This window comes from Pseudomonas versuta (genome assembly GCF_001294575.1).
In the GTDB taxonomy this organism is placed as follows: Bacteria; Pseudomonadota; Gammaproteobacteria; order Pseudomonadales; family Pseudomonadaceae; genus Aquipseudomonas; species Aquipseudomonas versuta.
The window spans coordinates 2,528,814-2,552,508 of record NZ_CP012676.1; the positions used below are offsets into that span (position 1 = coordinate 2,528,814).

A 23,695-nucleotide genomic window follows, 5' to 3' on the forward strand; every position below is an offset into this window, starting at 1 on the left:
GACACCCATCCCCCACATCTACCAAACATACACTTGCGGCGCAGACGCCATTGTCCTACCGGCACCTGCGGACAGACCCAACTAGCGACGTATATTGGTAATAGCGGTATACCAGGTGTCCCGACAGATCGCCCAAGTGGTATCCAGGGTTATATGTTGAGAAAGTTGATTCGTTAAACGCACTTTGGTGATGTTCCGCGGCGAGCTTATATGCCAATTATAAAACTCGGCACTCAATGATTTTTGAGTCCAGGGATCTATATTTGCGCGGCGCAATTCGGAGGGCAGATACATGGGGTGTTTATCGGCGGCAATCAGTCTGACTTCGTTAACATAATAGGGATTATTTTCGAACACGGACAATATGGGCTCGCCCGCGGCATTTTTAATAACCACATTGGGAACAATATTCTCTGGCAAAACCAATGGCGCTCTGGAGAGTCTGTAATATTCCCGAACCTCGTCAAACGCTTGCAAACTGGTGTTGCCGTACCGTCTTGCAGCAAGGGGGATAACATGTTTTGCAGGGCCGTAAGGGTTCAGGTTACGCGTTCCAAGCCATATTTCCCTCGGATCACCTTTGTTGAAAGACAGGTCCTGAAGTTTTGGCACGCCCCCCGCATGTTGCAGCTTGTACTGCCCGCGGCCCACGGCGTTGCCTACACTTTTAACCGCCTTGCCCGCTGCCCCGGCAATCGACGGCGCCGCCGATGCCAGGCCCGTGGCCATGCCCACATAGCCCAGAATCCGCCCTGCGTTTTCATTGCCGGTGGCCAGCAAGGCCATCGAGGCGACGTCTGCGGCCAGTGACACCGCGCTCAGGGTCGCGGTGGTCACCGCCGTTATGTAACTGGCCGTCAGGGCCGCGGTCGGTGCCGCCAGGGCACCAAAAGAGGCCACGGTGCCGACCACTGCCAGCGCTATCCCCACCGCCGGCAGCAACCAGTCCAGCCACGAATGGCCCGACGGGTCGATGCGGTTCACCGGGTCGCCCGCGCAGTAGGCATAGCCATTAAGGCCGCCTTCACCGAAAGGGCTGAGGCTGTCACGGCTGTGGAAGCGCATCAGCACCGGGTTGTAGATGCGGTAGTCGCCGAGGAAGTACCAGCCGCTGTCTTCTTCACGCAAGACCCCCGCATACCCCAGACGGCTGGCGCCGGGCTGGCTCTGACCGTAGGCGCCGTAGACCGGGGTCTGGATTTGGTCTTTGGCCTCCGTAGTTACTGAACCCTGGGCATCGGTGCCCAAGAGCATGACTTCACGCACCGCTGAGGCCAGCCGGCTTTCGGCCACCGGAACATTTCCGGCAAGGACCCAGCGGGTTTGTGTGCTTTCACCCACCTCGCAGCTGAGCTGGCCGCCGGTGTGGTAGCGCCAACGTGGACCGGCAGCGTCTTCGGTCTTGATGATGTTGCCACCCGGTCCGTAGTGCCAACGGCGCTGGCCGGTAGGCAGAGTTACCCCGATCAGTCGGCCTAAGGCGTCGTAGTGCAGCGGATTACCGCGCTCGTCGCGTTTGAGATTGCCCAGAGCGTCGTACTCCAGGGTGACCGGTGCCGGGTAATCGGGTCGGCTGTGGTTGATGTGTATTAGCTGGGTAAGGTCGGAAGGGTTGTAGCCAAACACGCTGACATTGTTTTCGCTGCCGTCGGCAAATACCGTTTCGAGGCGGCATACGTTGTCGAGGGCGTCGTACTGGAAATGCTGCTCGCGGTAGGTTTTGCCGTGGGCGTCTTCGGGTAATTTCTCGCCCACTAGCTGCTGGGTAATCATCCGTCCGCGCAGGTCGTAATCGAAGGTTTCACTGCGTACCAGTGTGCCGTCACGGGTCAGTTCGCGTTTACTCAGCTTGCCGTCTTGGCGCCACTGTTGGGTTTGCACTTCCACCTGTTGCCCGGACGGGGTACGGGTGTCGGTAATGCGACGGGCCGGACGGCCGAGGCTGTCGTACCCCAGGGTCACGGTCATGTCTCGCGAGCCGTCTTTTGATTGGGTGCGCTGCTGGTGAATCCGCGAGGCCGCATCGTAGGTAATGGTGACCGTGACGTCTGGGCCTTGCTGCGTACTAAGGCGCCCGAATTTGTCGTACTGGCAGCGCTGTTCGGCGCCGTCAGCATCGGTCAGACGCGTGACCTTGCCCGCTGGTGTGGTGGTTTGCTGTTGTGAACGAGGTTGATCACCGTGCCAGGCGTAATCGGCTTGGGTCAGCAAACCCGACGGCGACCAATGATCTTTTTGCAGCCCCAGATTGCCCTGTGTTTCCAGCAAACGGCCACTTAACGGATCGTATTTGTTGAACACGCTGATGCCGGGCGCCTGCATCGACAGCAGCGCACCGCCCAGTTCTGGTTGGCGTTCTGTGACTACTTCGGTGCCATCGGGCAGTGTCCGGGTATGGGCGTGGATTTGTCCTTCGGCGTATTGCCATTCAGAGACACTCTGGCCGACCTTTTCCCACACCAATCGGCCCAGACCGTCGTATTTACGCTCGCCCAATACGACTTCGTTAATACCCAAAGAAGGATGAGAGATCGAGACCGTGGCTGGTAACTCACCGTCATGCCCTTCGGCGTAGGTGCGCTTGATCACACTGCCATCAGGCAGCGTGGTCGACACCAGTCGATCCCGCACATCCCATTCCTGCAAGGTCTTGCGGCCCATGGCGTCGGACTGGCTGATGCAACGTCCAAGCCCGTCATAGCGCCAGCTCAGCTCGTGCTGCAGCACGCCGTCGGCGCTGTACAACTGCTCGGTCAGCGGCTTGCCATCGAGGGTGTGGGTCGTCACGGTTTTGGCCCCGTCCACGCCATTGGCGTCGGTCTGCCAACGGGTGCCGGTCAGTGCTACCGGGTCGGCAACCGTGTGTTGGGTGACGCCATCGGCGGACGTTTCAGTCAGCACATTGCCCCAGTCGTCAAAGGTGCGTTCGGTGGTCAGGCTCAGGGCTGGAGTGTCTTCGTTACCGGGGTCGTAGCTGGTCTCACGAAATACCCGGCCCAACACGTCATATTCGCCGGTCCAGGCGGTATAGGTCTGACCACTGTCGGACTGTTTCTCACGTCGTACTTCCCGACCCATACCATCCAGCCAGACCGTTTCCTTACGCCCGGAAGCGCCGATTCGGGTCTGGCAGCGTTCGTTCGCTGACAACGAATAGGCCCAATTGACCTCGGCCTCGAACGCCGAATCCGGGGCGGCGACCTCTTGTACTACACGGCCCAGGGCATCGTGGGCAAAGGCGATGCGCATTTGCTCATCGGTCTGCTCGGTGACCATCAAACCCGAGTACAGATCTTGCGAGGATTGGGAGCTGGACTCATGACCGTCGTGCCCGGTGATGGTCACGTTTTCCTGCAACACCGCACGCTCAAGCGACCGTGCATTGCGGGCTTGGTTGAGCTGGTAGCTGTAGGAGCGGGTGGTGCTTTTACCCTGCACGGTCTGAGTTTCACTGAGCATGCGACCGTGGTGGGGCGATGCTGGATCGACGATAAAGGTCTGGCTGGAACGGCCCAGCTCGGTACGTTTTTCGCCCTCCACCAGCAACAGTTTCTCCTCGCTGCTCTGGATAAAGGTCGGCAGTGCAAACTCGGGCGCATCCTGGCGCACAGGCAATGATTGATAACGGTATCGGGTCTGTTTGACCGGGCCCTCGGTGCCGGGTGGCGGGCTTGCGGTGCGACTTTTCAGACGGGTGATGCGACCCAGCGGATCGGCCGGGCAATGGTCGGTCTCACCGCTGACCGGGTAGTACTCCGACGCTTCAATGCCACCCAATGCATTGCGGTGCCACACCGGATTGCCCAAGTCGTCATAGCGGGTCTCTTCCTCGGTACTTAACTCACGCAACACTCGCTGCCCGTCCAGATGCGCCTTGCGAGTGATCACCTTGTGCGGGAACTGGAAGTAAGGCAGTTGCCGGGCAATCGGTAGCCAGGGCTCGTCGTAATAGGTGGTCTGGGTTTCCTGCAGGGTCTGGCCCTGTAACGTGCGTTCGCGGGTCAACAAGTGAAAACGGTTAAAGGTGCGGGACACTGTTTGCAAAACAGTACCCCGGGCATCCATAAGGGTTTCGGTAGAGCCATAAAGGAAATCGCCACCCCCTGTCAGGTTGTAAAGATTGTCCTCGCGGTTGCGCCACTGGCGCACCGCCGGCCAGCCGAAGTAGTTGTTGGAGCCATAAAGGCCGTAGTCATAACGAACCAGCTGCACCGGCTGGCCGTCCCCCGGTTCCTTGCGGGTCTGACTAACCACCGGCATCCGTGGGAACGGCGCGCCCGGCGGCAACGCCAGGCCGTTGGCCTCGCTGTAGGTCACTTCCTCGGTACTGCCGGTGGGCTGGGTGCATTTGCTCAACAGCAACAGACCCGAGCTCGCAGTGCTGTAGTCAAACTGCCAGACATTGTCGGGAAGTCCGTCCACCGTCACCCGGCGTAACTGCCCGGAGATGCGCTGAAAAGTCATCACCATCTGCGAAGGAGTATCCGGCTGCAGGGTCAGATGGGTTTGCAAGCCGTCGTAGGAAAGCGCCACCACAGTTCGGCCCTGGGCATCGCTGATCTTTTGCAAGTAGGCGGCGTTGCCAATCGAGCTCCAGTCAAAACTCAGGGCACTGCCATCGGCCCCCACCAGGGTGCTGACCACCCACAGGCTCGGATGCCCGGCCAACGGAATCAGGCGCTCGGAGGTGCCGTCGTTATGCCGCACCCACATTTCCTGGCGCTGCACCGTGACCGTCACCACCGGCAAGCGAACGTCCGCAAAGCGCATGTTCTGGCCAACAATCTCCCCACGAAAACGCTCGCCGGAATTGAGCTGCAACTGCTGACTGGCCCCGTCCCAGGACGTGGTACCGAGCATCCAGCCCAGACCGAAACCCTGATCCTCGGTCATCAACGGGCTGTAGCCGAGGCGCAATTGGCTGATCGGCCCGCGCAGATCGTTGGCGGCTCCAGTGGGCAAGGTCACCGAGGCCGAAAACATGCCGGTGCGTGGATCAACCCCGGCACTGATGCTGCTCATGAAGTTGTAGGCGCCGGAATAAACGTCGCCGCTTCCAGGCAGGCTGGCTGCAGATCGGGCCTCGGGAATGTGCTCAGAAGGGTTAATCATGCTTGCAACTTCTTGGTTTGCTGGAAGAAGTCACAGGATAGAAATGCCGGGTTGCGGCTAACAACGGGCGCACGTTGTAGAAGGCATCGCGACACAAACACGCAGGTTAGACGTTTGGTTTACGCACGGGTGCCATGTGCGGGCGTAGCCAGCACCACATCAAAAAACGAAGTGATCACACGACTGGAGCGACGCTCGGCCAGACCGAACAGATGATCCATGGCGCGATGCAGGGCGCGAGAGGTAAACACTTCACCGGTGCTGCACCGGCATTTACACCAACCGCCCTACCCTGTAGGGGCGAACTTGCCCCGCGATGATCTCAGGCCCACCCCAGTCATTGCACCTGTGCGCGTGGCTTTCAAACAGCTCGCGAGCAAGCTCGCTCCTACAGAGATAGAGACCATCCGTCCTGTAGGAGCGGGCTTGCCCGCGATGGTCTCAGGTGCACCGCAGTTATCACCCCAATTCGCGTTGTTTTTACACAGCTCGCTCCACCCCGCCGGGGGCAATCTGCGACCGCACCGGCTCTTGTCCCTGGCGCAAGCGCAGCGCTGCCAAAGCGGCAACCACCAGCACCAGCGCCATTACTTTCAGGCCGTTCACAGCGTCGCCGGTGCTCATTTCGATGGCGCCCATGACCGACGGCCCGACGAAACCACCCAGCAGACCGCATGCATTGACGAAACCCAGGCCGCCAGCCAGTGCAACGCCCTTAAGCCGCGAGGCCGGGTACAGAAAGATGATCGACTGCACCACAAAGAACATCACCGCCGACAGGCAGAAACCCATCAGGCTGAACACTGGCCCCGATACCGCGGCAATCCCCAGCCCCAGCGCCATGGTCAGCAAGCCTGCCACCAGCATCTGCCGCGCGCGCCGGGGGGTGGTCGCGTAACGCGGCAGCCAGACCGCGCCCAATGCCGCCGCGATCCATGGCAGGGAGGTCAGCAAACCGACACTCATGGTGCTCATTTCTCCATACCGGCTGATGATGCCCGGCAGGAAAAAGATCACCGTATACACCGTGATCTGATGGCAAAAATAAACAAAGATCGCCAGCAGGATTTGCTTGTTCAGACACTGTTTCAAGGAGTGCCCGCCTGCCCCTGCGCCCTCCTCGGTCTCCCGGGCAATTCGCTGCTCGATGCCCAGCGCCTCTTCAGCACTGAGCCACGTTGCGCTGGACGGACGGTCCGGCAGCTTGCACCACACCACCCAGGCAAACGCCACCGCGGGCAACCCTTCAAGCAGGAACATCCACTGCCAGCCATGCCAGCCCAGCAGCCCGTCCATGCGCATTAATGCTGCGCCCACGGGCCCGCCGATGATGTTGGCAAAACACACGCCAAGCAGAAAATACCCGGTGGCCCGTGCCCGCTGCTCGCGATTGAACCAGTAGGTCAGGTACAGCATCACCCCGGGGAACAATCCGGCTTCGGCAATGCCCAGCAGCAACCGCAACACATAGAACGACGTCTCCCCTGGACAAAGGCCATGGCCGCCGAGATCAGGCCCCAGGTCACCATGATCCGGGCGATCCAGAAGCGCGCGCCGACCTTGTGCATGATCAGGTTGCTGGGGATTTCCGACAGTGCATAGGTCAGGAAAAACAGCCCGGCGCCAAGACCATAGGCCGCTGCCGAGATCCCCAGATCAACGTCCAGATGGTGCTTGGCCAGGGCAATGTTGGTGCGGTCGAGAAAGCTCAGCACGTAGGCCGCGATCAGCAAGGGCATCAGTTTGACGAACATCAGCTTGTTCAGCACCCGCTCGTCGCGGGGAGTGGCATGGGTGGCGCTATTCATGGGACCAGCCTCTTGTCGAGCGACATTGGCACCCCGCCAGCACGGCCGGAGGGCGCATCGATGTTGTTGTGAGAATCAGCTAGCGCAGACGACGGTGTCGGGCGCCGGCAAAACAGTTGCAGCAGCGCTCCGCCCAGGGCGCAGCCGGCCATGACCAGGAAGCACACGCTGTAGCCATGCAGGCTGGTCCAGCCGCCGCCCATGGAAATCAGGCTGCCCATCAGCACTGGCGCCAGGCCGCCACCGATAAACATCGCGGTGGTGATGATGCCGTTGGCCGTGGAAATCGCCGAGGGTTCGGCCGAGTCGCAGGCCACCGCGTAATAGATCGGCCACACCGCGTTGGCCACCAGGCCGAACAGCAGTTGCACGACGATGATCAAGGTCATGGTGCTGGCAAAATAAAAGGCCCCGACGCTGACAGCCATCCACAGCCCGCAAATGATCAACGTGATACGCCGGCCGATAATGTCCGACAGCGATGGCCATACCAGCTGCCCGAGAATCCCGGTCAGGGTGAAGACCACGCTCATCCCGGCAGACTCTGCCAGGGACAGCCCGGCAATGTTGTAGAGGTAGGCCGGCAGGGCAATGTTGACGCCCATGTACACCACCTGAGTCAGCAGGGTGCTGCCGGCCGTGAGGGCGATATTGCGATTGCGCAGGGTCGCGATAAACGTGCGCAAGGCATGGCCCTTGACCTGGCTCGGCGGCGCGCTGTCGGGCGCAGTCATGCCCTGGGCGGCGATGTCGACGTACAGTTCGGTGATCCGTTGGGCCGTGGAGTAGCGGGCCCAGAAAATCATCAACGGCAAGGCCACGACAAAGGCGAAGAAAAACACATAACGCCAGTTCTCTTCGCCAAAGGTGCCAATCACAAAGCTGGCGACGAGCCCGCTCAGCATCGCGCCGATCGGGTAACCGGTGTGGTGCGCGCCAAGGGCAAAACCGCGGCGCTCAACAGGCCACCATTCGGCGGTGTTGCTCACCCCCACCGGCTCGCCCCAGCCGGCGCCGAGGTTGACCCCCACCCGCAGCGCCACAAAGGTTGCCAGGTTGCCACTCAACGCCTTGAACCCGCTGAGAAAGGAAATAGCCGTGTACCCCAGCACCAGCGGCACCTGAAACCGTGCCCGTTTCCAGCCACCGCCGTAGCGGTCGCTCCACATCGAACCCGGTATATCCAGCAGGGCCAGAGCAAGCATGATCACCGTAGCCACGGTGCCCCATTGATCAGCGGACAAATCGAAATTTTTCGAGATGGTCGGCCCCAGACGCAGCACGATCTCGCGATCGTAGGCGTTGAGAATCCAGATCATCCAGCACACCAGCAGCGACACCCAGGAATGCCGGTGGATGCTGCGCAGCGATGCTTTTTTTAAGGTAGCCATGGGCCTCTCCAGGCGCGCGAGGGCGCGTACTGACACAAGGTTGCGCAAGGTTGAAAAACGCCTTAGCTGGCGAAGCGGCGCTCGGCGATTCCCTGCACGCCCAACCCGGTAATGGCGAACAGCGCGCCGCGCTGCTGGCCGTCGGCCGGGAAACGCGGCAACGGCGGCCTGGCCATCGAGGTGACAAACAGGGTGTCCAGGTTCGGTCCGCCGAAGGTCAGGCTAGTGACCTTTTTCACCGGCATTTCAAGCACACGGTCAACCTTGCCGTCCGGGCTGTAACGCACCAGTTGCCCGGCGTAGACCAGGGCCTGCCACAGGCAGCCTTCGGCATCCACGGTGCAGCCGTCGGCCGCGCCACCGCCACGGGTATCAACCTTGGCGAAGGTGCGTCGATTGCTCACTGCCCCTGTGACGAGGTCGTAGTCATAGGCCCAGATTTCGCCGGACCAGGTGTCGCAGAAATAGAAGGTTTCTCCCGACGGGCTCCAGCACGGGCCGTTGGACACAATGATGTTTTCATCGAGGGTGTGCAGGCTCAGGTCCGCATCCAGGCGGTAGAGCCTGGCGCTGGCACTGTCTTCCAGGGTGTCCATGGAGCCGAACACAAACCGGCCCTGGCGGTCGACCTTGCCGTCATTGAGGCGGTTGTCGGGCAGTCCCGGTTCCGGATCGATGATCAGGGCCAGTTCGCCGCGGTGCAGGTCCAGGGTATGCACCCCGTTCTGAAGGGCGACGATGGCCTGCTCACCGCTGTGGCGCAGGGTCATGGAGCCGATTTTCTGGCCCACGTCCCAAGCCCTTAACTCGCGACCGTCAGCGGTACAGCGCAGGATCCGGCCATCGGCGCTGTCGAGCCAGTACAGCCGTTGTTGCCCGACGTCCCACACCGGCCCTTCGCCGAGGGTGGTTTTAACGTCGACGAGTACTTCGATACGCATGGTGTTATCCCTTTTTTGTTGTTGTGCGGGATGGGCATGGCCGCGCCGTGACGCGGCCTGCTCGCGGTTTAGAAGTTGACCTGGTTGCGCCCCTTGAGGCCGAGGATTTCCCGGGCTTCATCCGGGGTTGCCACGCGCCCGCCCAGGGCTTCGACTACCGTGCGGATGCGCCGTACCTGATCGGCATTGGACGCCGCCAGTTTGCCGGGGCCGTCCCACAGGGAATCCTCCAGCCCCACCCGGGCATTGCTGCCCATGGACAGGCCCATGGTTGCCAGCGGGATCTGCCCGCGCCCGGCGCCGAGGATCGACCACACATAGTCTTCGCCAAACAGCCGGTCGGCGGTACGACGCATGTGGGCCAGGTCTTCCGGGTGGCCGCCAATGCCGCCGCGCAGGCCGAATACCGACTGGATAAACAGCGGCGGCTTGAGCAGGCCGCGCTCCATGAAGTGGGCAGCGGTATAGAGGTGGCCGATGTCGTAGCACTCGATTTCGAAACGGGTCCGGTTCTCGGCGCAGGAATTGAGGATGTGGGCAATGTCGCGGAAGGTATTGCGAAAGATCCGGTCGTCGCTCTCCTCCAGATACGGACGCTCCCAGTCATGCTTGAACTCGGTGAAGCGATTGAGCATTTCGTACAGGCCGAAGTTCATCGAGCCCATGTTCAGCGAGGCCAGTTCCGGCTTGAATTGCAGCACCGGCTGCAAGCGCTCTTCAACCGTCATGTTCGGCGCGCCGCCAGTGGTGATGTTGATCACCACATCGCTGGCCGCCTTGATCTGTGGCAGGAACTCGGCAAACAGTGCCGGGTCCTGGCTGGGGCGGCCATCGTTGGGGTCACGGGCATGCAAGTGGACGATGGCGGCACCGGCCTGGGCAGCACCGATCGCTGCCTCGGCAATTTGCTGCGCAGTTATCGGCAGGTGGGGCGACATCGAGGGTGTATGAATGGCACCGGTAACGGCGCAAGTAATGATCACGGGGCGTTTTTTGGACATGACGATTCTCCGACTTTTATTCTTATGAAAAAAATCCTGGGGCCTGCGATGCGACGACGGCGCTAAAACCTGTAGGAGCGAGCTTGCCGCGCGAGCTCTTTGATGCCGCGTTGAAGCGCTCGCGCGGCAAGCTCGCTCCTACAGGGGGCAGCTGGTTAACAGGGCTGCGGCCTACAGGTATTCGACATTGCCGTCGACACTGATGGCCTGGCCGGTCACATTGCGGGCGGCGGGCGAACAGAGGAACAACGCCATGGCCGCTACGTCTTCAGCCGTCACCATGCGTTTGAGGGATATTTTGTCGAGGTATTGCTGACGCATCTCGGCTTCAGGCAGCCCGACCTGCTCGGCGCGGGCGCGAATCACAGCGTCCATCCGCGGCCCTTCGACGATGCCGGGAAGCAAGGCATTGACCCGGATGTCGCTTTCGCCCAGCTCCGACGCCAGGGATTTCATCAAACCGACGATAGCCCACTTGGTCGCCGCATAGGGGGTGCGCCAGGCATACCCGAGGCGACCGGCGACCGAAGCGATATGCAACATGTGGCCGTGGGACGACTCTTTGAGCAACGGCACTGCATGGTGGGCAAAGCGGTATTGCGCCGTAAGGTTGATGTTGATGGTGGCCTGCCACTCGGCATCGCTGATGGCGTCAATGCCACCGGTGGGCCCGGCGATTCCTGCGTTGTTGACCAGTACATCGAGGCCGCCGAAGTGCTCGCGCTGAACCTTGAACACCGCTTCGATCTGCGCTGCGTCACTGACGTCGGCGCGGGTGGCCACAGTCCCCGGGTACTTGTCGCGAAACGCGGCCAGCGCCGGCTCGCTGACATCACAGACATGCACCAGGGCACCGGCTTCCAGGTAGGCCGCCGCCAGCACTTCACCGATCCCGGCAGCCCCGCCGGAAATCAACACTCGTAACCCGGGATAGGGCTGCAGCCGCTGTAAGACACTCATGCACGTTTACCTCCAGAAACAGACGACCGCGAAAGGTCGTTCTTGACGAGCAGACGCGCCAGCGAATCGGCGGCCTGCATGATGTCATCGGTCACTGCGGCGCGCGCCCCGCCGCCGTCACGGGCGGCCAGCGCCTCGACGATGCGTGTGTGGGCTTCCATTGAGCGCTGCAAGTGAGCCTTGTCGGGGGCGACCAGGGCGAAACACGGCCCCATGTGCAGCCAGAAATTCTCCACGGCGGCCATGGTCAGTTCTGCCCGGGCCACGGCGTAGATACGCCGGTGAAAGGCGAAGTTGGTCCACAGGTAACGGGACACATCGACTTGATCCGCAGCCTTTTGCATCTGCTGGCAAAGGTCGGAAATTTCATCAAGGTCGACTTTATTCAGCAACAGCACCGCCTTCTCTGCCAGCAAGCCTTCGAGGGCGACCCGCGCATCGCGAATCTCCCGCAGGCGTTCGACCGTCATCATGCGCACCCGCAGACGGGAAGTTTCGGTGACTTCAAAGGCGTTTTCGGCGCTCAGCCGTTGCAGGGCTTCACGAACGGGCATGGGGCTGGAACCCAGAGCCTCGGCCAGCCCACGGATGGTCAGCTTCTGGCCGGGCTGGAAACGGCCACTCATCAAGGCCTCGCGGATCTGGCGATAGACCTGGTCTTGCAGGGTATCGCGAGAAACCTGGCGCAATGCGGGAATAGGAATCGGGCCATCTGTCATGAGTCAAAACCTGAGTTGTCGTTCTTATGGCCCTCAATATGTGATCACAAATCAAATATGTCAAATGGTTTCAGAACGGACGAATTCAGCCCTCTGACATCACCACCATCACTCGACGCTGGTCAACCCGATTGTCTATGACAAGCGGGTTAACCGGTTTTACGTCGGGGCCGAGGGGCTGGGGGGGAATGCGGCGCAGATTTTCATCAAATCCTGAGCCCATCAAGCAGCCCCCCTGTAGGAGCGAGCTGTTCTAAGATAACGCGCACTGACAGGATGACTGCGGTGTGTACGGGATCATCGCGGGCAAGCCGGCTCATGCAGGGAGCGGGTGGTCTCGACCCTGTTACTGACGGCTCAGTCAGCCTGCGGGCTGTCTGTGGCTTGAGCCTTGCGATAAGTCGTGGCGCTCCAGTAACGGCTGCCACTGCTTTGATGGCGGGTCCATCCGCCGACTTCCAGTTGCTTGGCGATCAATCGATTCATGAAGCCATGGCCAAGCAGAAGCACGGCGCCTTCGCCGCTCAGGGACTGCAGCCGTTGCGCTGCCGTTTTGGCCCTTGCCCTGGCCATGAGGGCTGACTCGACTTGCCCCGAGAAACCGCACAGCCATGTGATGCGCAGGATAAATGCCCAGGTAAAGGGTGACAGGCGTGGCAGTGTCCAGCGTGCATGGGGCATTTGCGCTTCGCAGAAAATCTCATCGACATGGGCCGGTTCAAGGCCCAGCGCCCGAACCGATGTCAGCGCCCGGGGCGCACTGCTCGACACGATCACTCTGGCGCTGGCGGCCAGCGCCACACTGGCCTGCGGCGCGGGCTGGTCAACGATTTCAGAGAGGTCGTAGTGGGCGATCCAGCGCTTCATGTCGAGCGCTGAAACCTTGTCGACCCTGACCAGATCCGGCTGGCCATGGCGCATCAAGATAATTTCCCTGTCCACTGTCTTGCGTCCTTGTTCTGTCATGGGGGCGCAATAGTATCAGCCGGCTGATACGAAGCACTCAGGCGATGCTCCGGCCTCCCCTGCCTGCGGTTCTTGCAGCCCGATAAACCGCCGGACCCTTTGCGCCCCCGGCTCCTGGCGGATAGCAGCAGGCGATGCATCCAGCTGTACGAGGCCGTTTTCCATGAAGATCACCCGATCGGAAATCGACAGGGCAAAGTCCATCTCGTGGGTGACAATCAACAGGGTCATGCCTTCGCGGGCCAGGCTGGCGATGACGCTGAGCACCTCGCCCACCAGCTCCGGGTCCAGGGCCGAAGTGGGTTCGTCGAACAGCAGGATGTCCGGGTCCATGGCCATGGCCCGGGCAATGGCCACCCGCTGTTGCTGGCCGCCGGACAGTTGATGGGGGTATTTATGGACATGTTCCAGCAGGCCGACCTTGTCCAGCAACTGGCAGGCGCGCTGTTCGCTCAGGGCGCGGCCGGCACCATGGTAACGGGGCGCCAGGCTGATGTTCTGCAGCAGCGTCAGGTGCGGGAACAGGTTGAAATTCTGGAACACCATGCCGATGCGCCGTACGCCCTGGCGAACCCGAAGATTGCCCGGTTTGTCATCCGCATTGATGAAGCTTTCACCGAACAGCAGGATTTCCCCCTGCTCGATGGCTTCCAGGCCATTGACCGTTCGGATCAACGAAGTCTTGCCGGAGCCCGACGGGCCGATGATGGAAATCACCTCGCCACTGTGCACCTTCAGGTCAATGCCCTTGAGCACATGATGATCGCCGTAGCGCTTGTGCACGCCTTGCAGTTGCAAGGCCGGGGCGGCGCCTTTGGCCGCAGTGGCGGTCTTGACTGGCGTCGTGACCGGCAGATTGTCCCGCAGCCCCCGGGCCGAGAGGCTGTCCAGGGTTTGCGGGGTGCGCTGGCTGAGATCCAGATAGTTTTCCAGACGCTGCAGGGCGAAGCCGAATACGGTGACGATCAGTACGTAATACACCCCCACTGCCGCCAGGGTTTCCATCACCAGGAAGTTCTGCGCGTACAGCCGCTGGCCGACCGTCAGCAGTTCGGTCAATGAAATCACCGACACCAGCGAAGTCAGTTTGACCACCGTGATGTATTCGTTGATCAGGGTCGGTAATGAGATGCGAAAAGCCTGGGGAATTACGATCAGCCGTTGCAGGCCGAACACGCCGATACCCAGCGCGCGGCCGGCTTCCTTCTGGCCCTTGGCGACCGAGATCAGCCCGCCACGATGAATTTCCGCCATGTAGGCGGCCTCGGTCACCACCAGTGCCAGCAGGCCGCAATAGAACGGCACCGACAGGATCGGTCCGGTTCCCGGTAGCAACTGCGGCAGGTTGTAGATAAATACCACCAGCACCAGCAGCGGAATGCTGCGAAAGAACCAGATGTAAATTGACGCCGGGATCCGCAACAGGGGCGAGCGCGACAGCTTGGCCGATGCCAGGACAAAACCCAGCAGCATGCCCAGGAACCAGGCCAGGGTGCTTAGCTCGATGACGGTGAGGCTCGCTGCCCAAAAGTCCGACAGGGAAAACAGCGAAAAAAAGTAAGACCAATCAAATTGCATAGACACCTCACACAAGTCGCGCCCTCTGGCGAGGGCGCGATTTCAGGCATTACTCGGAGACCGGTTCCAGGTCATAGGTCTTGAGCATCGCGGCGTACTCACCGTTGGCCTTGCTCTCGGCCAGGGCCTTGACCAGCGCCTGATACGTATCCTCAGCGTCTTTCTTGACGTAGATGCCCAGGGTCTGCGGGTACACCAGCTTGTGCGAAGTGACCACCACCCGGCCGTTGGTACGCTGGGCGATCATGTGTGCGGCACCGGCGATTTCCACCTGGGCCTGAACGTTTTTCGACAACAGTGCCTGGGTCACTTCAGGGGCCGAGGGGAACTCCTGGACAGTGATCGCGCCCTTGTTGTTGGGCACGCAGTAGTCGCGGGACAGCTCGTTGAACTTGCCGCTCCAGGTGGTGCCCTGCTCCAGGCCGATCTTCAGGCCGCACAAGTCCTCGGGCACCTGAGGGTTCAAATCACTGCCCTTGGGCACCATGATTGCGGCGCCGGTGTTGGCATAGGGGATGGTGCGCGCCTGAGCCTGGCGCTCGGGGGTGATGTACATGCCGGAGATGATCGCGTCGTAGTGCCCGGCGTTGAGGCCGTTGATCAAGTTGGGGAACTTGGTATCGACGAAGCTGGCCTTGGCCCCCATCGCCTTGGCCAGTGAGCGGGCCAGATCAGGGTCGGAGCCGACCACATTTTTGTTCGCGTCGTAGGACTCGAACGGTGGGTAGGTGATTTCCATGCCGACCTTCAACTCGCCGGGGGTTGCGGTGCTGGCGAAGGCGGCACCGGCGCACAATAGCCCGGCGGTCAGGAGGCTGAGTCGGGTCAGGGCGTAGTGGGTTTTCATCGTGGCAAGCTCCGTGGGTGTTTTCAGGATTGAGTGGCAGTGTTTTTCAGGTGACCGAAGCTCGATGGCTTGCGGGCCCGGGACGGCAATTCAAGCTCGCCACTCGCTACGCGCTTTTGCAGGTACTGGTAGGTTTGCAGGGCCTGGCCCCACATGTGCTCGCCAATTGCCAGCGCCTCGTAGTCCTGGGCGTCAGAGGCAAAGGCCGGCAGCGGTTTGATCAGGGTGTGGTAATCGCAGGCGTAGAACAGCGGGAAGCTGTAGCGCTCCTGAGCGACCTTGCGTACCCGGTGGGCTGTGGCGACAAACGTCCCGGCGGTCATGATTTCCAGCATGTCGCCGATGTTCACCACGAACGCCCCGCTCACCGGCGCAGCGTCGACCCAGCGGTTCTGGTCATTGAGCACTTCCAGCCCCGGCTGATCGGCATGCAGGATGGTGAAGCACTCGTAATCGGTATGTGCACCGATGCCCGGCGCGTCCACGGCTTCGGCGTTGAAGGGGTAATGGATCAGCCGCAACTTGGACGGCGGGCGAGTCACCAGAGCGTCGAAGTAGCCCTCCTCCAGCCCCAGGGCCAGGGCAAAGCCATCAAACAGGCGCCGGCCGAGGGCGAACACGGCCTGGTAATAGCTCTGTACCGCGTGCTGGAAGCCCGGTACGTCAGGCCAGTGATTTGGCCCCAGCAGCGGCGTGCCGTTGAGGACCAGCGGGTCATCGGCAGGCACTTCATAGCCAATGTCGAACGCTTCTTTATGGTCCGGCTTGCCCTTGGAATAGACCTCTTCACCTTCGGGTACGAAGCCCTTGTGGCTCTGCGAAGTGCCGATGTAGTGGCGCATCTTGGCGTCCAGCGGCTGGGCGAAATAATCCCTGGCGGCCTGGCGCAACCCTTCGATCAGCGCCGGATCGATCCCGTGCCCGGTGATGTACAGAAAACCCACTTCACTGGCGGCCCGGCCCAATTGCTCGGCCACAGCCAGGCGATGCTCCAGTTCGATGCTGAACAGCCCGGCAATATTGACCACCGGAATGCTGTTGAAGTTGGCCAGGGTTGGCGAGGCATTACTCATGGTGGGCTCCTTCACGAATGAAGCGGTCGAAGTGTTCGCGTTCGGTGCGGCCCATCCACTGGTTGAGGGTCCAGAGATCGGCCACCGGCATGTTGGTAAACGGCAAGTGATGCAGATAGCCATCGGCCCCGAACTCCGGAGTCAGGGTGCTGACCGAATAGCCGCGTTGCTGCTGCGAAGCCCAGACGGCTTGCCAGTGGTCCTGGTGAAAGGCCAGTTCCCGGGCATATTCCGGGGCGCCGGGGTGCGGCACTTGCGGGCCCTGGTCATAACCGACCCGGGCCTGGATGTGATGCACCCGTTCAACGAAGCTCGAAAGGTCATCGGCCGGGTCGTCCAGCAAGCGCTCACAGCACACCACCCAATGGCTGATGTCACTGGTGAAACGTAACCGGGGCAATTGGCGGATCAGCTCCAGGGTCACCCAGGGGCTGTAGAGGGAACGGGCGCGGTGCGTTTCGAAACTGCAGAACACGCCATGCTTGGCGGCCAGCTCCATGGCGTGGCCAAAGAACTCCACCTGCACCGCCAGAGGCCAGCGGTCATTGCCCGCAAGCAGATTGACGAAACGCGGGGACAGCTCAGAGGCCAGGCCGAGTTTGCGATCAATGTCCGCCAGGTGCCGGGCCGGCGTGGCGCTCTGATCGGGCAAGACATCGGCGTCACTGAACAGGGTGCAGATATAGGGAACGTGATTGCTGCGCAGAAAAGCGCCGAACTCCCCACGCTCACCGGCCTGCAGTGGCAAGCGGGCTTCGATGCCATTGAAACCGGCAGTGAGCAATTCATCCAGGGCTTGTGCCTTGCTGGCAGTAAAGCCCCACAACGTACGGAAGATTTCCAGTTTCATGCATTCCTCTCGACTGCGTCAGGGCCCGGCTATTTGAGCCATGGGCGTTACTGGGCAGTAGAAAGGGGGGACTGCGGGCTGCTGCTCGGATGGCATCGGTCCCGTGAGACGAATCCTAAATCGACAACGGCAAATCATTGAATAGGCTGCAGCAAATAGAAAGTTCAGAAAAACATGAACTAACCACCATGTAGTCGCTGACGAGGCACGAGGCTGCGATGGACTGCGCAGCAGGCCCCGCCACTGAAGGTCCTGCGGCCCTGATCGCAGCCTCGTTCCTCGTCAGCGACTACAACTCCCGCTTTTCGTAGCTGTGTCCGGTTGCGCAGCAATCGTAAACCGCAGCGCACCTGCTCCCGGGCGAGGCGCGGTTTATCTTCTATGCTGTCGCAAACCTTGCTGGCAGAGGGTGCCTGAACCAGGATCAAACGGAGGTCGGTAATGCCTGCTTATTCGCGTTATATGCCCAGCCACAGTTTCGAATTCGAAGCCCATCAGCCCTGTACTTGCAGCTCGCCGCTGATTCAGGACTTTCACCAGAGAATGATGATCGACCTGTCCCGGCGCGACTTCTATCGCAGGTTGAAAAGCCCCCGGGTACCGGGCTCGGACCTGCCGGGTATTGCAGGGCAAATCACCGGCAATGAAGCCGCTGCACGCGCCATATTGCTGACCAATCTGCGGTTGTTCGATGGCAGCCCGGTGCTTGACGAAAAGGTTTGCATACTCATTAAAGACGGCGTGATTGATGCAATGCTGCCTGTTAACACGCCGGTTGAGGGCGCACTGGTTATAGATTGCGCACAGCGAGTGGTGATGCCCGGGCTGATCGATGCCCACTGGCACACTACCCTGGCCGCCATCACCGAACTTGATGCGATGAGCTCGGATGCAGGCTATGTGCATTTGGTGGCCGCTCATGAAGCAGAACAAACCTTGATGCGAGGCTTTACCACGGTGCGCGACCCCGGCGGGCCGTCGTTTGCATTGAAACGGGCCATAGACGAGGGGCTTGTGGTCGGGCCGCGCATTTTCCCTTCGGGCGCCATGATTTCCCAGACCTCGGGCCACGGCGATTTCAGGATGCGCTCCGAGGTCCCTCGCAGCGCCCTGAGGTCAATGAGTTTTACCGAGCAGATCGGCGCCGCCGAGATCGCTGACGGTGATGCTCAAGTGCTCAGGCGCACCCGCGAGCAACTGCTGCTCGGGGCTTCGCAGATCAAACTGTTGGCCGGTGGTGGCGTGGCCTCTTTGCACGATCACCTGGATAGCACTCAGTTCATGGAGTCGGAATTGAAAATGGCGGTGGCCGCCGCAGCCGATTGGGGCACTTATGTGATGGTCCATGCGTATATGCCCAGAAGTATTCAGCGGGCCATTCGGGCGGGGGTCAGATCCATTGAACATGGTCAGCTGGCGGACGAAGAAACTGCACGCATGATGGCCGACAACGACATCTGGTGGAGCCTGCAACCTTTTCTGCAAGATGAAGATGCCAATGTTTACCCCGACCCTGTGCGTCGTGAACGTCAGCGTCTGGTGGCTCAGGGGACTGCAAATGCCTATGAGTTTGCCCAGCGTTTCAATATCAGGACCGCCTGGGGAACCGATGTTCTATTCAACCCCGAAAAAACCGCGACCCAGGGTCGACAGCTGGCAAAAATGACGCGCTTTTATGCGGCCAACGACGTGCTGAACATGGCGACAAAACATAATGGCGAACTCTTGGCCATGGCCGGAGCCCGCAACCCCTACCCCGGCAAACTTGGCGTGATCGAAAAAGGCGCACTGGCAGATCTGCTGGTAGTCGATGGCGACCCGACGCAGAGCCTGGGGTTTTTGGAAGACCCGGCCAACGGCATCAAACTGATCATGAAGGGCGGGGTGGTGTTCAAGAAAAGCTTCTGACGCAAACCGCTGTAACCCCGCAGGGTGGGCCCGGTCGGCCTGGGGGCAAGGCCGGGTGTTTCTGCCCGGCCAGTACCCGAAAGCCCCCCCTTAGCGCATCACCGCAACAGCCGCCGGCGCCTGAGGGTTCTGCCCCTTCACCGCCAGCACCACGACCACCATACCCAGGCCACACACGGCGGCCGAGATGACGAAGGCCACGTTGTAACCGCCGCCATACTGCACCACCAGCCCGGTCAGCGTGGGTGCGATGATCCCCGCAAGGTTGGCCAGCAAGTGCACGAAGCCCCCGGTACCGCCGACCCGGCTTTTGGGCACGATGTCCTGGATCAGCGCCCAGCAAATCTGCGGGGTCACGAACAGGAAAATACTGGACACGGTGATGCAGGCCACCGCCATGCCCAATGAAGAAACTTGTGTGGTAATCAGCACGCACACTGCGGCGACCCCCAGCCCCAGGGCGAGCATGATCTTGCGAGCGAGGATCACACTGCCGAGTTTCTTGCCCAGCGCATCGGTCAGAAAACCGCCGCCCAAAAAGCCCAAAGCAGCGCCCAGCCAGGGGATCACGCCAATGATGCTCATGCTCTTGATGTCCAGATGCTGGTAGTCCATCAGGTAGCTGGGTAACCAGGTAAGGAAGAAGTACAGCACGTAGTTGAAGCAGAAAAATGCGGTCGCCACTGCCAGCACCGGTACCGAAAAGATATAGCTGAACAGGCTGCGGCCTTCTTCGACACCTTCTACCAGCACTTCCTCACGGCTGGCCCGAATCATTTCACACTCGGCCCGGGAAACTTTCGGATGCTGCTCGGGGGTGTCCTTGAAAATCATCAGCCACGCCAACAGCCACAAAGCGCCCAGCACCGCGATAACCACAAACGACACACGCCAGCCGAAATTAAACGCCACCAGCCCGACCACAGGACCGGCCAGGGCCGCACCCAGCGGCTGCCCGCAGTTGGTGAAGCCCAGCGCCCGGCCCGCTTCTTCCCGCGGGAACCAGTTGGTAATCGCCTTGTTGGTGGTGGTACCCATTGGCCCCTCGCCCATGCCGAACAACACGCGAAATATCAGCAACTGAAAGTAACCGGTTATCACTGCGGTCAAACCGCAGAACAACGACCAGGTACCGGCCGCCCAGGCGAACACCTTCTTCGGCCCGTACTTGTCGGCGGCCCAGCCACCGATAAAGCACAGCGCGCAGTAGCCGATGAAAAAAGCACTGAAAATGAAGCCCATTTGCGCGTCGTCAATGTGCAACTCGCTCTTGAGCAGCGGTGCAACCACCGAGAGTGCCGCACGGTCCAGGTAATTGAGCATGCCTGCAAAGAACAGTAAGCCGGCGATGTACCAGCGATAGTTGCCTTTCATGTTTGTGTGCCTTTTTTATTATTGGAAACAGCTGAGCGGGTTCAATCGATCAAGGCGCGCTCGATGCAGTAGTCATCGATCACTTGCAGATCCGGGGCGAAGCCCAAACCGGCAACAGAGGGCAGGTCCATGCGTGGTTTAAATGCCAGGGCCGGGTACAGCAGGCGCTCGAACTCAATGAACGGCACTTCCACGGCCACATCCGCGGGCAGTAACGTGCACAGATGAGCCACGGCCAGCAGCCCGGGACCAAAGTAAAAGCAGTGCGGTACCACCTTGACTCCATGCTCTGCGGCCAGGGCAAACACCTGGAGCATGGCGCCGATGCCGCCGACTTTCGCCACACTTGGTTGTACGATGTCTATGGCCTGATGTTCCAGCAAAGCCTTGATACCTTGCATCCCGGCAGCGTTCTCACCGGCAGACACAGGCACCCCGCTACGACGCACCCGGGCCAGACCGTCGACGTCGTCGGGTGGCCACACCGGTTCTTCCAGCCAGGTCAGTTCGAGGGCAGTCAGACGCTGAGCGATTTCACTGGCCTGGGCTACCGACCATGGGCAGTTGACGTCGACCATCAACTCGCCCGCCGCCACAGGCAGCGCCTCACGGGCAGCGGTAATCGCGTCGATACAGGTTTCATGCAGTTTGATCTTGCGAAAGCCCAGCTCGCGGGCGCGGCTGACCTGGCGGCGCACTTCATCCGGATCGTTGCCATAACTGACCAGGCTGGCATACAGCTCAAGCGTGCGCGGTGTGCCGCCCAGCAGTTGATACAGCGGCACGCCAGCCGTCTGGGCCGCAAGGTCCCACAGCGCAATGTCGATGCCCGAGAGTGCGTAGACCATAGCTCCGGTAGAGCCAAAACCATGCACCGCCCGGCGCACCCGCTCCATGGTTTGCTCGTGGTCTTCAAGCCGCGTGCCGATAAACATCGGCCCCACCACTGCGCTCAGCGCCTTGAACGTCACCGGGTTGGAACCATGACCGAACGCTTCGCCCCAGCCCACCAGCCCGGTGTCGGTCGTGACTTTCAGCATCAGGCTTTCCATCCGCCGGTGGCTCGGCGAGGCGGCATTAAACGCGTCGTCGTCCTTGGCCAGGCCATGGTTGTGCCGCTGCACCGACCCCGCGGTGAACGGAATACTGATGCGGATAATTTCGATACTGCGGATGATCACAGGCGGGTTTTCCCATTTTTATAAGATTATTGGGTTTGCCGAATTACACATAAGTCATCGTACAACACCAAAGGTAACTGTGAAACATTTTGTCGTATTCAGGCAAGCCTGAACCATTACACACCCCTTGTAGGAGCGAGCTTGCTCGCGAGCTTTTCAACGCGCTACGCGAGCGGGCTGTTGCCTGAGGCCATAAACCCGATCAGCCTTTGGCTATCTCCGGCACCAGAAGCCATTCGGCACTGTCATTCCATACGTCCATGCGGGTGATTTTGCCGTTACGTACTTCGAAGCGGTCCAGATAACGATTACCCGAGAAGCTGCGACCGTCCGGCCACTCGCCATACAGGGTGCCGTTGGAATACACCACGGTGTGGTCACCGCGATCCATCCAGTCGAAATTGCCCAGGGCTTTCTTCACCCAGGCGTAACGCGAGCCGTTGAATGCGGTGATCGCCAGGGGGTCAGGCATGACCCGGCCACCCGTGAAGGTGATCTTTACGTCCTCGCTCATAAAGGTCGCTGCCCGGACCGGATCCGGGGCCATGGAGGCCTCAAGAAAATTGCTAACAATCTGTACGTCTTTATTGGTTTCAGACATCGTTGAAACTCCTGAATCAGTGAATTTACCGAGGATAAAGCGCGCCTCCCCATGGTGCAAGACGCTTTAATTTAGAGCGTAAACAGCCTTTGTACACGGCAGAAAACCCGTATTTAAAGGACTGTTACGAGTGGCACCCTACTTGCTAGCAATAAATATGTAAATGCTAGCAATCAGGAGATCCCACTATGGCCATCCGGCTTCCAAACCTGCAACGCCTGCTGTTTCCCGTGGCTGCTGCCGTCACCCTCAACATGGCTATGTCCGGTGGCGCGCAAGCGGGCGAACCGCCGATCAAGGTCGGGCTGGTGGCCGCCCTTTCTGGCCAGTCGGCCAAATCCGGCGAAGCCCTGACCCGGGGCCTGACCATGGCGATCAATGAGGTTAACGCCAGCGGCGGCGTGCTCGGGCGACCACTGGAACTGGTGCGCCGTGACGACGAAAGCAATCCGTCAAAGGGCATGCTCGCCGCTCGTGAACTGGTCCAGCGCGAGAAAGTCGCCGTGCTGTTTGGGGGGCTTGATACCCCGGTTTCCCTGGCTATCGTGCCGCTGGCCAATCAGATGAAAGTGCCGTTCATGGGCATTTGGGCTGCCGGGACCAAAATCACCGAGAACGGCGCCGCCGACAATTATGTTTTCCGGGTTTCCGCGGTCGATGAGCTGGTGGATGAGGCCCTGGTCAAGTACGGGGTCGACCACGGCATGCACAAGCCGGGGATGATTCTGATCAACAATCCATGGGGCGAATCCAACGAGGCCGGTTTTAAGCGCGCGCTGGAGAAACGCGGGCTGGCCAACGCCGGGGTCGAGCGGATTCAGGACAGTGACCTGGATGTCGTGCCGCAACTGACCCGCTTGAAAAACGCCGGGGCCGATACCCTGCTGCTGGTCGGCAACGTCGGCCCCTCGGCACAGGTGGTCAAGTCTCTGGACCGCATGGGCTGGGACGTGCCGGTGGTCTCGCACTGGGGCCCGGCCGGTGGCCGCTTTGGTGAGCTGGCGGGGCCTAATGCATCCCGGGTGCATTTCATCCAGACCTACGTGTTCACCGAACACAACAACGCCAAAGGCGATGCCCTGCTGAGCGCCTTGAAAACCGCTTACCCGCAGATCAAGACCCTGGCCGATGTGACACCGGCAGTGGGAATTGCCAATGCCTATGACGCCCTGCATCTGGCCGCCCGGGCCATCGAGAACGCCGGGAACACCGACGGCAAGGCGGTACGCGACGGTTTCTACGCCATCCGCGACTACGACGGGTTGATCAAGCACTATCAACAGCCGTTCACCCCGTTGAAGCATGACGCGCTGGGGCCTGACGACTATGTGTTCACCCACTTCGTCAATGACCGGATCGTACCGCTCACGCCTGAGGAGTAAGCC

General features: G+C 60.6%; 16 protein-coding genes and 2 pseudogenes. 2 read left to right on the plus strand and 16 right to left on the minus strand.

The annotated features are described in order from the left end of the window. Window positions 1–81: 81 nt before the first annotated feature. From AOC04_RS11060 to AOC04_RS11115, 13 genes and pseudogenes are all read right to left on the minus strand, one after another. On the minus strand, window positions 82–5,112 hold the full coding sequence (locus AOC04_RS11060; RefSeq protein ID WP_060693315.1) for an RHS repeat domain-containing protein: 5,031 nt from the start codon (window positions 5,110–5,112) through the stop codon (window positions 82–84). A gap of 119 nt (window positions 5,113–5,231) precedes the next feature. Next, entirely contained in the window at window positions 5,232–5,363 is a 132-nt protein-coding gene (locus AOC04_RS24330; protein ID WP_257719957.1) for a hypothetical protein, read from the minus strand. Between the two features lie 229 nt (window positions 5,364–5,592). Then, window positions 5,593–6,978, minus strand: a pseudogene (locus tag AOC04_RS11065) (MFS transporter). Window positions 6,979–7,018: 40 nt separating this feature from the next. Further along, window positions 7,019–8,311 (minus strand): annotated as a pseudogene (locus AOC04_RS11070) (MFS transporter); the annotation flags it as partial. Between the two features lie 62 nt (window positions 8,312–8,373). Continuing rightward, window positions 8,374–9,252 carry an SMP-30/gluconolactonase/LRE family protein gene (locus AOC04_RS11075; RefSeq protein WP_060693318.1) on the minus strand — a complete coding sequence of 293 codons (879 nt, stop codon included), beginning with the start codon at window positions 9,250–9,252 and terminating at the stop codon, window positions 8,374–8,376. 68 nt (window positions 9,253–9,320) lie between these two features. After that, complete coding sequence (kce, locus tag AOC04_RS11080) at window positions 9,321–10,253, minus strand: 3,5-dioxohexanoate:acetyl-CoA acetone transferase (protein WP_060693320.1); 933 nt, start codon at window positions 10,251–10,253, stop codon at window positions 9,321–9,323. Window positions 10,254–10,424: 171 nt separating this feature from the next. Continuing rightward, window positions 10,425–11,213, minus strand: coding sequence for an SDR family oxidoreductase (locus AOC04_RS11085; RefSeq protein ID WP_060693322.1), 789 nt, complete (start codon window positions 11,211–11,213; stop codon window positions 10,425–10,427). Then, window positions 11,210–11,932, minus strand: a complete 723-nt coding sequence (locus AOC04_RS11090) for a GntR family transcriptional regulator (RefSeq protein ID WP_060693324.1) — start codon at window positions 11,930–11,932, stop codon at window positions 11,210–11,212. The genes AOC04_RS11085 and AOC04_RS11090 overlap by 4 nt, the downstream gene beginning before the upstream one ends. A gap of 357 nt (window positions 11,933–12,289) precedes the next feature. Continuing rightward, window positions 12,290–12,874, minus strand: coding sequence for a histidine phosphatase family protein (locus tag AOC04_RS11095; RefSeq protein ID WP_060693326.1), 585 nt, complete (start codon window positions 12,872–12,874; stop codon window positions 12,290–12,292). A 39-nt stretch (window positions 12,875–12,913) separates the two neighbouring features. Beyond that, entirely contained in the window at window positions 12,914–14,476 is a 1,563-nt protein-coding gene (locus AOC04_RS11100) for an amino acid ABC transporter permease/ATP-binding protein (RefSeq protein ID WP_060693328.1), read from the minus strand. 49 nt (window positions 14,477–14,525) lie between these two features. Continuing rightward, entirely contained in the window at window positions 14,526–15,323 is a 798-nt protein-coding gene (locus AOC04_RS11105) for an ABC transporter substrate-binding protein (RefSeq protein WP_060693331.1), read from the minus strand. Window positions 15,324–15,346: 23 nt separating this feature from the next. Beyond that, window positions 15,347–16,396, minus strand: a complete 1,050-nt coding sequence (locus AOC04_RS11110; protein WP_060693332.1) for an isopenicillin N synthase family dioxygenase — start codon at window positions 16,394–16,396, stop codon at window positions 15,347–15,349. Beyond that, the gene (locus AOC04_RS11115) at window positions 16,389–17,246 is read right to left on the minus strand and encodes a sugar phosphate isomerase/epimerase family protein (RefSeq protein WP_060693334.1); all 858 of its coding nucleotides are present in this window, start codon (window positions 17,244–17,246) and stop codon (window positions 16,389–16,391) included. Before AOC04_RS11115 ends, AOC04_RS11110 begins: the two co-directional genes overlap by 8 nt. 441 nt (window positions 17,247–17,687) lie before the next feature. Between AOC04_RS11115 and AOC04_RS11120 the strand changes: the two genes are divergently transcribed. Then, on the plus strand, window positions 17,688–19,154 hold the full coding sequence (locus tag AOC04_RS11120) for a metal-dependent hydrolase family protein (RefSeq protein WP_060693336.1): 1,467 nt from the start codon (window positions 17,688–17,690) through the stop codon (window positions 19,152–19,154). Window positions 19,155–19,244: 90 nt separating this feature from the next. Here AOC04_RS11120 and AOC04_RS11125 read toward each other — a convergent pair whose 3' ends face one another. The 3 genes from AOC04_RS11125 to AOC04_RS11135 form a co-directional block, all read right to left on the minus strand. Next, window positions 19,245–20,528, minus strand: a complete 1,284-nt coding sequence (locus tag AOC04_RS11125; RefSeq protein ID WP_060693337.1) for an MFS transporter — start codon at window positions 20,526–20,528, stop codon at window positions 19,245–19,247. Window positions 20,529–20,569: 41 nt separating this feature from the next. Further along, complete coding sequence (locus AOC04_RS11130; RefSeq protein WP_060693340.1) at window positions 20,570–21,709, minus strand: mandelate racemase/muconate lactonizing enzyme family protein; 1,140 nt, start codon at window positions 21,707–21,709, stop codon at window positions 20,570–20,572. A 202-nt stretch (window positions 21,710–21,911) separates the two neighbouring features. Then, window positions 21,912–22,310 carry a nuclear transport factor 2 family protein gene (locus AOC04_RS11135; RefSeq protein ID WP_060693343.1) on the minus strand — a complete coding sequence of 133 codons (399 nt, stop codon included), beginning with the start codon at window positions 22,308–22,310 and terminating at the stop codon, window positions 21,912–21,914. A 188-nt stretch (window positions 22,311–22,498) separates the two neighbouring features. Between AOC04_RS11135 and AOC04_RS11140 the strand changes: the two genes are divergently transcribed. Then, the gene (locus AOC04_RS11140; RefSeq protein WP_060693345.1) at window positions 22,499–23,692 is read left to right on the plus strand and encodes an ABC transporter substrate-binding protein; all 1,194 of its coding nucleotides are present in this window, start codon (window positions 22,499–22,501) and stop codon (window positions 23,690–23,692) included. Window positions 23,693–23,695: the final 3 nt, after the last annotated feature.

What these genes read in the sequence shown, in the direction of transcription:
- AOC04_RS11090 (WP_060693324.1), bottom strand. Translation starts at nt 11,932, where the DNA reads ATGACAGATGGCCCGATTCCTATTCCCGCATTGCGCCAGGTTTCTCGC.
- AOC04_RS11085 (WP_060693322.1), bottom strand. Translation starts at nt 11,213, where the DNA reads ATGAGTGTCTTACAGCGGCTGCAGCCCTATCCCGGGTTACGAGTGTTG.
- AOC04_RS11135 (WP_060693343.1), bottom strand. Translation starts at nt 22,310, where the DNA reads ATGTCTGAAACCAATAAAGACGTACAGATTGTTAGCAATTTTCTTGAG.
- AOC04_RS11125 (WP_060693337.1), bottom strand. Translation starts at nt 20,528, where the DNA reads ATGAAAGGCAACTATCGCTGGTACATCGCCGGCTTACTGTTCTTTGCA.
- AOC04_RS11110 (WP_060693332.1), bottom strand. Translation starts at nt 16,396, where the DNA reads ATGAGTAATGCCTCGCCAACCCTGGCCAACTTCAACAGCATTCCGGTG.
- kce (WP_060693320.1), bottom strand. Translation starts at nt 10,253, where the DNA reads ATGTCCAAAAAACGCCCCGTGATCATTACTTGCGCCGTTACCGGTGCC.
- AOC04_RS11075 (WP_060693318.1), bottom strand. Translation starts at nt 9,252, where the DNA reads ATGCGTATCGAAGTACTCGTCGACGTTAAAACCACCCTCGGCGAAGGG.
- AOC04_RS11115 (WP_060693334.1), bottom strand. Translation starts at nt 17,246, where the DNA reads ATGAAACTGGAAATCTTCCGTACGTTGTGGGGCTTTACTGCCAGCAAG.
- AOC04_RS11100 (WP_060693328.1), bottom strand. Translation starts at nt 14,476, where the DNA reads ATGCAATTTGATTGGTCTTACTTTTTTTCGCTGTTTTCCCTGTCGGAC.
- AOC04_RS11060 (WP_060693315.1), bottom strand. Translation starts at nt 5,112, where the DNA reads ATGATTAACCCTTCTGAGCACATTCCCGAGGCCCGATCTGCAGCCAGC.
- AOC04_RS11105 (WP_060693331.1), bottom strand. Translation starts at nt 15,323, where the DNA reads ATGAAAACCCACTACGCCCTGACCCGACTCAGCCTCCTGACCGCCGGG.
- AOC04_RS11120 (WP_060693336.1), top strand. Translation starts at nt 17,688, where the DNA reads ATGCCTGCTTATTCGCGTTATATGCCCAGCCACAGTTTCGAATTCGAA.
- AOC04_RS11140 (WP_060693345.1), top strand. Translation starts at nt 22,499, where the DNA reads ATGGCCATCCGGCTTCCAAACCTGCAACGCCTGCTGTTTCCCGTGGCT.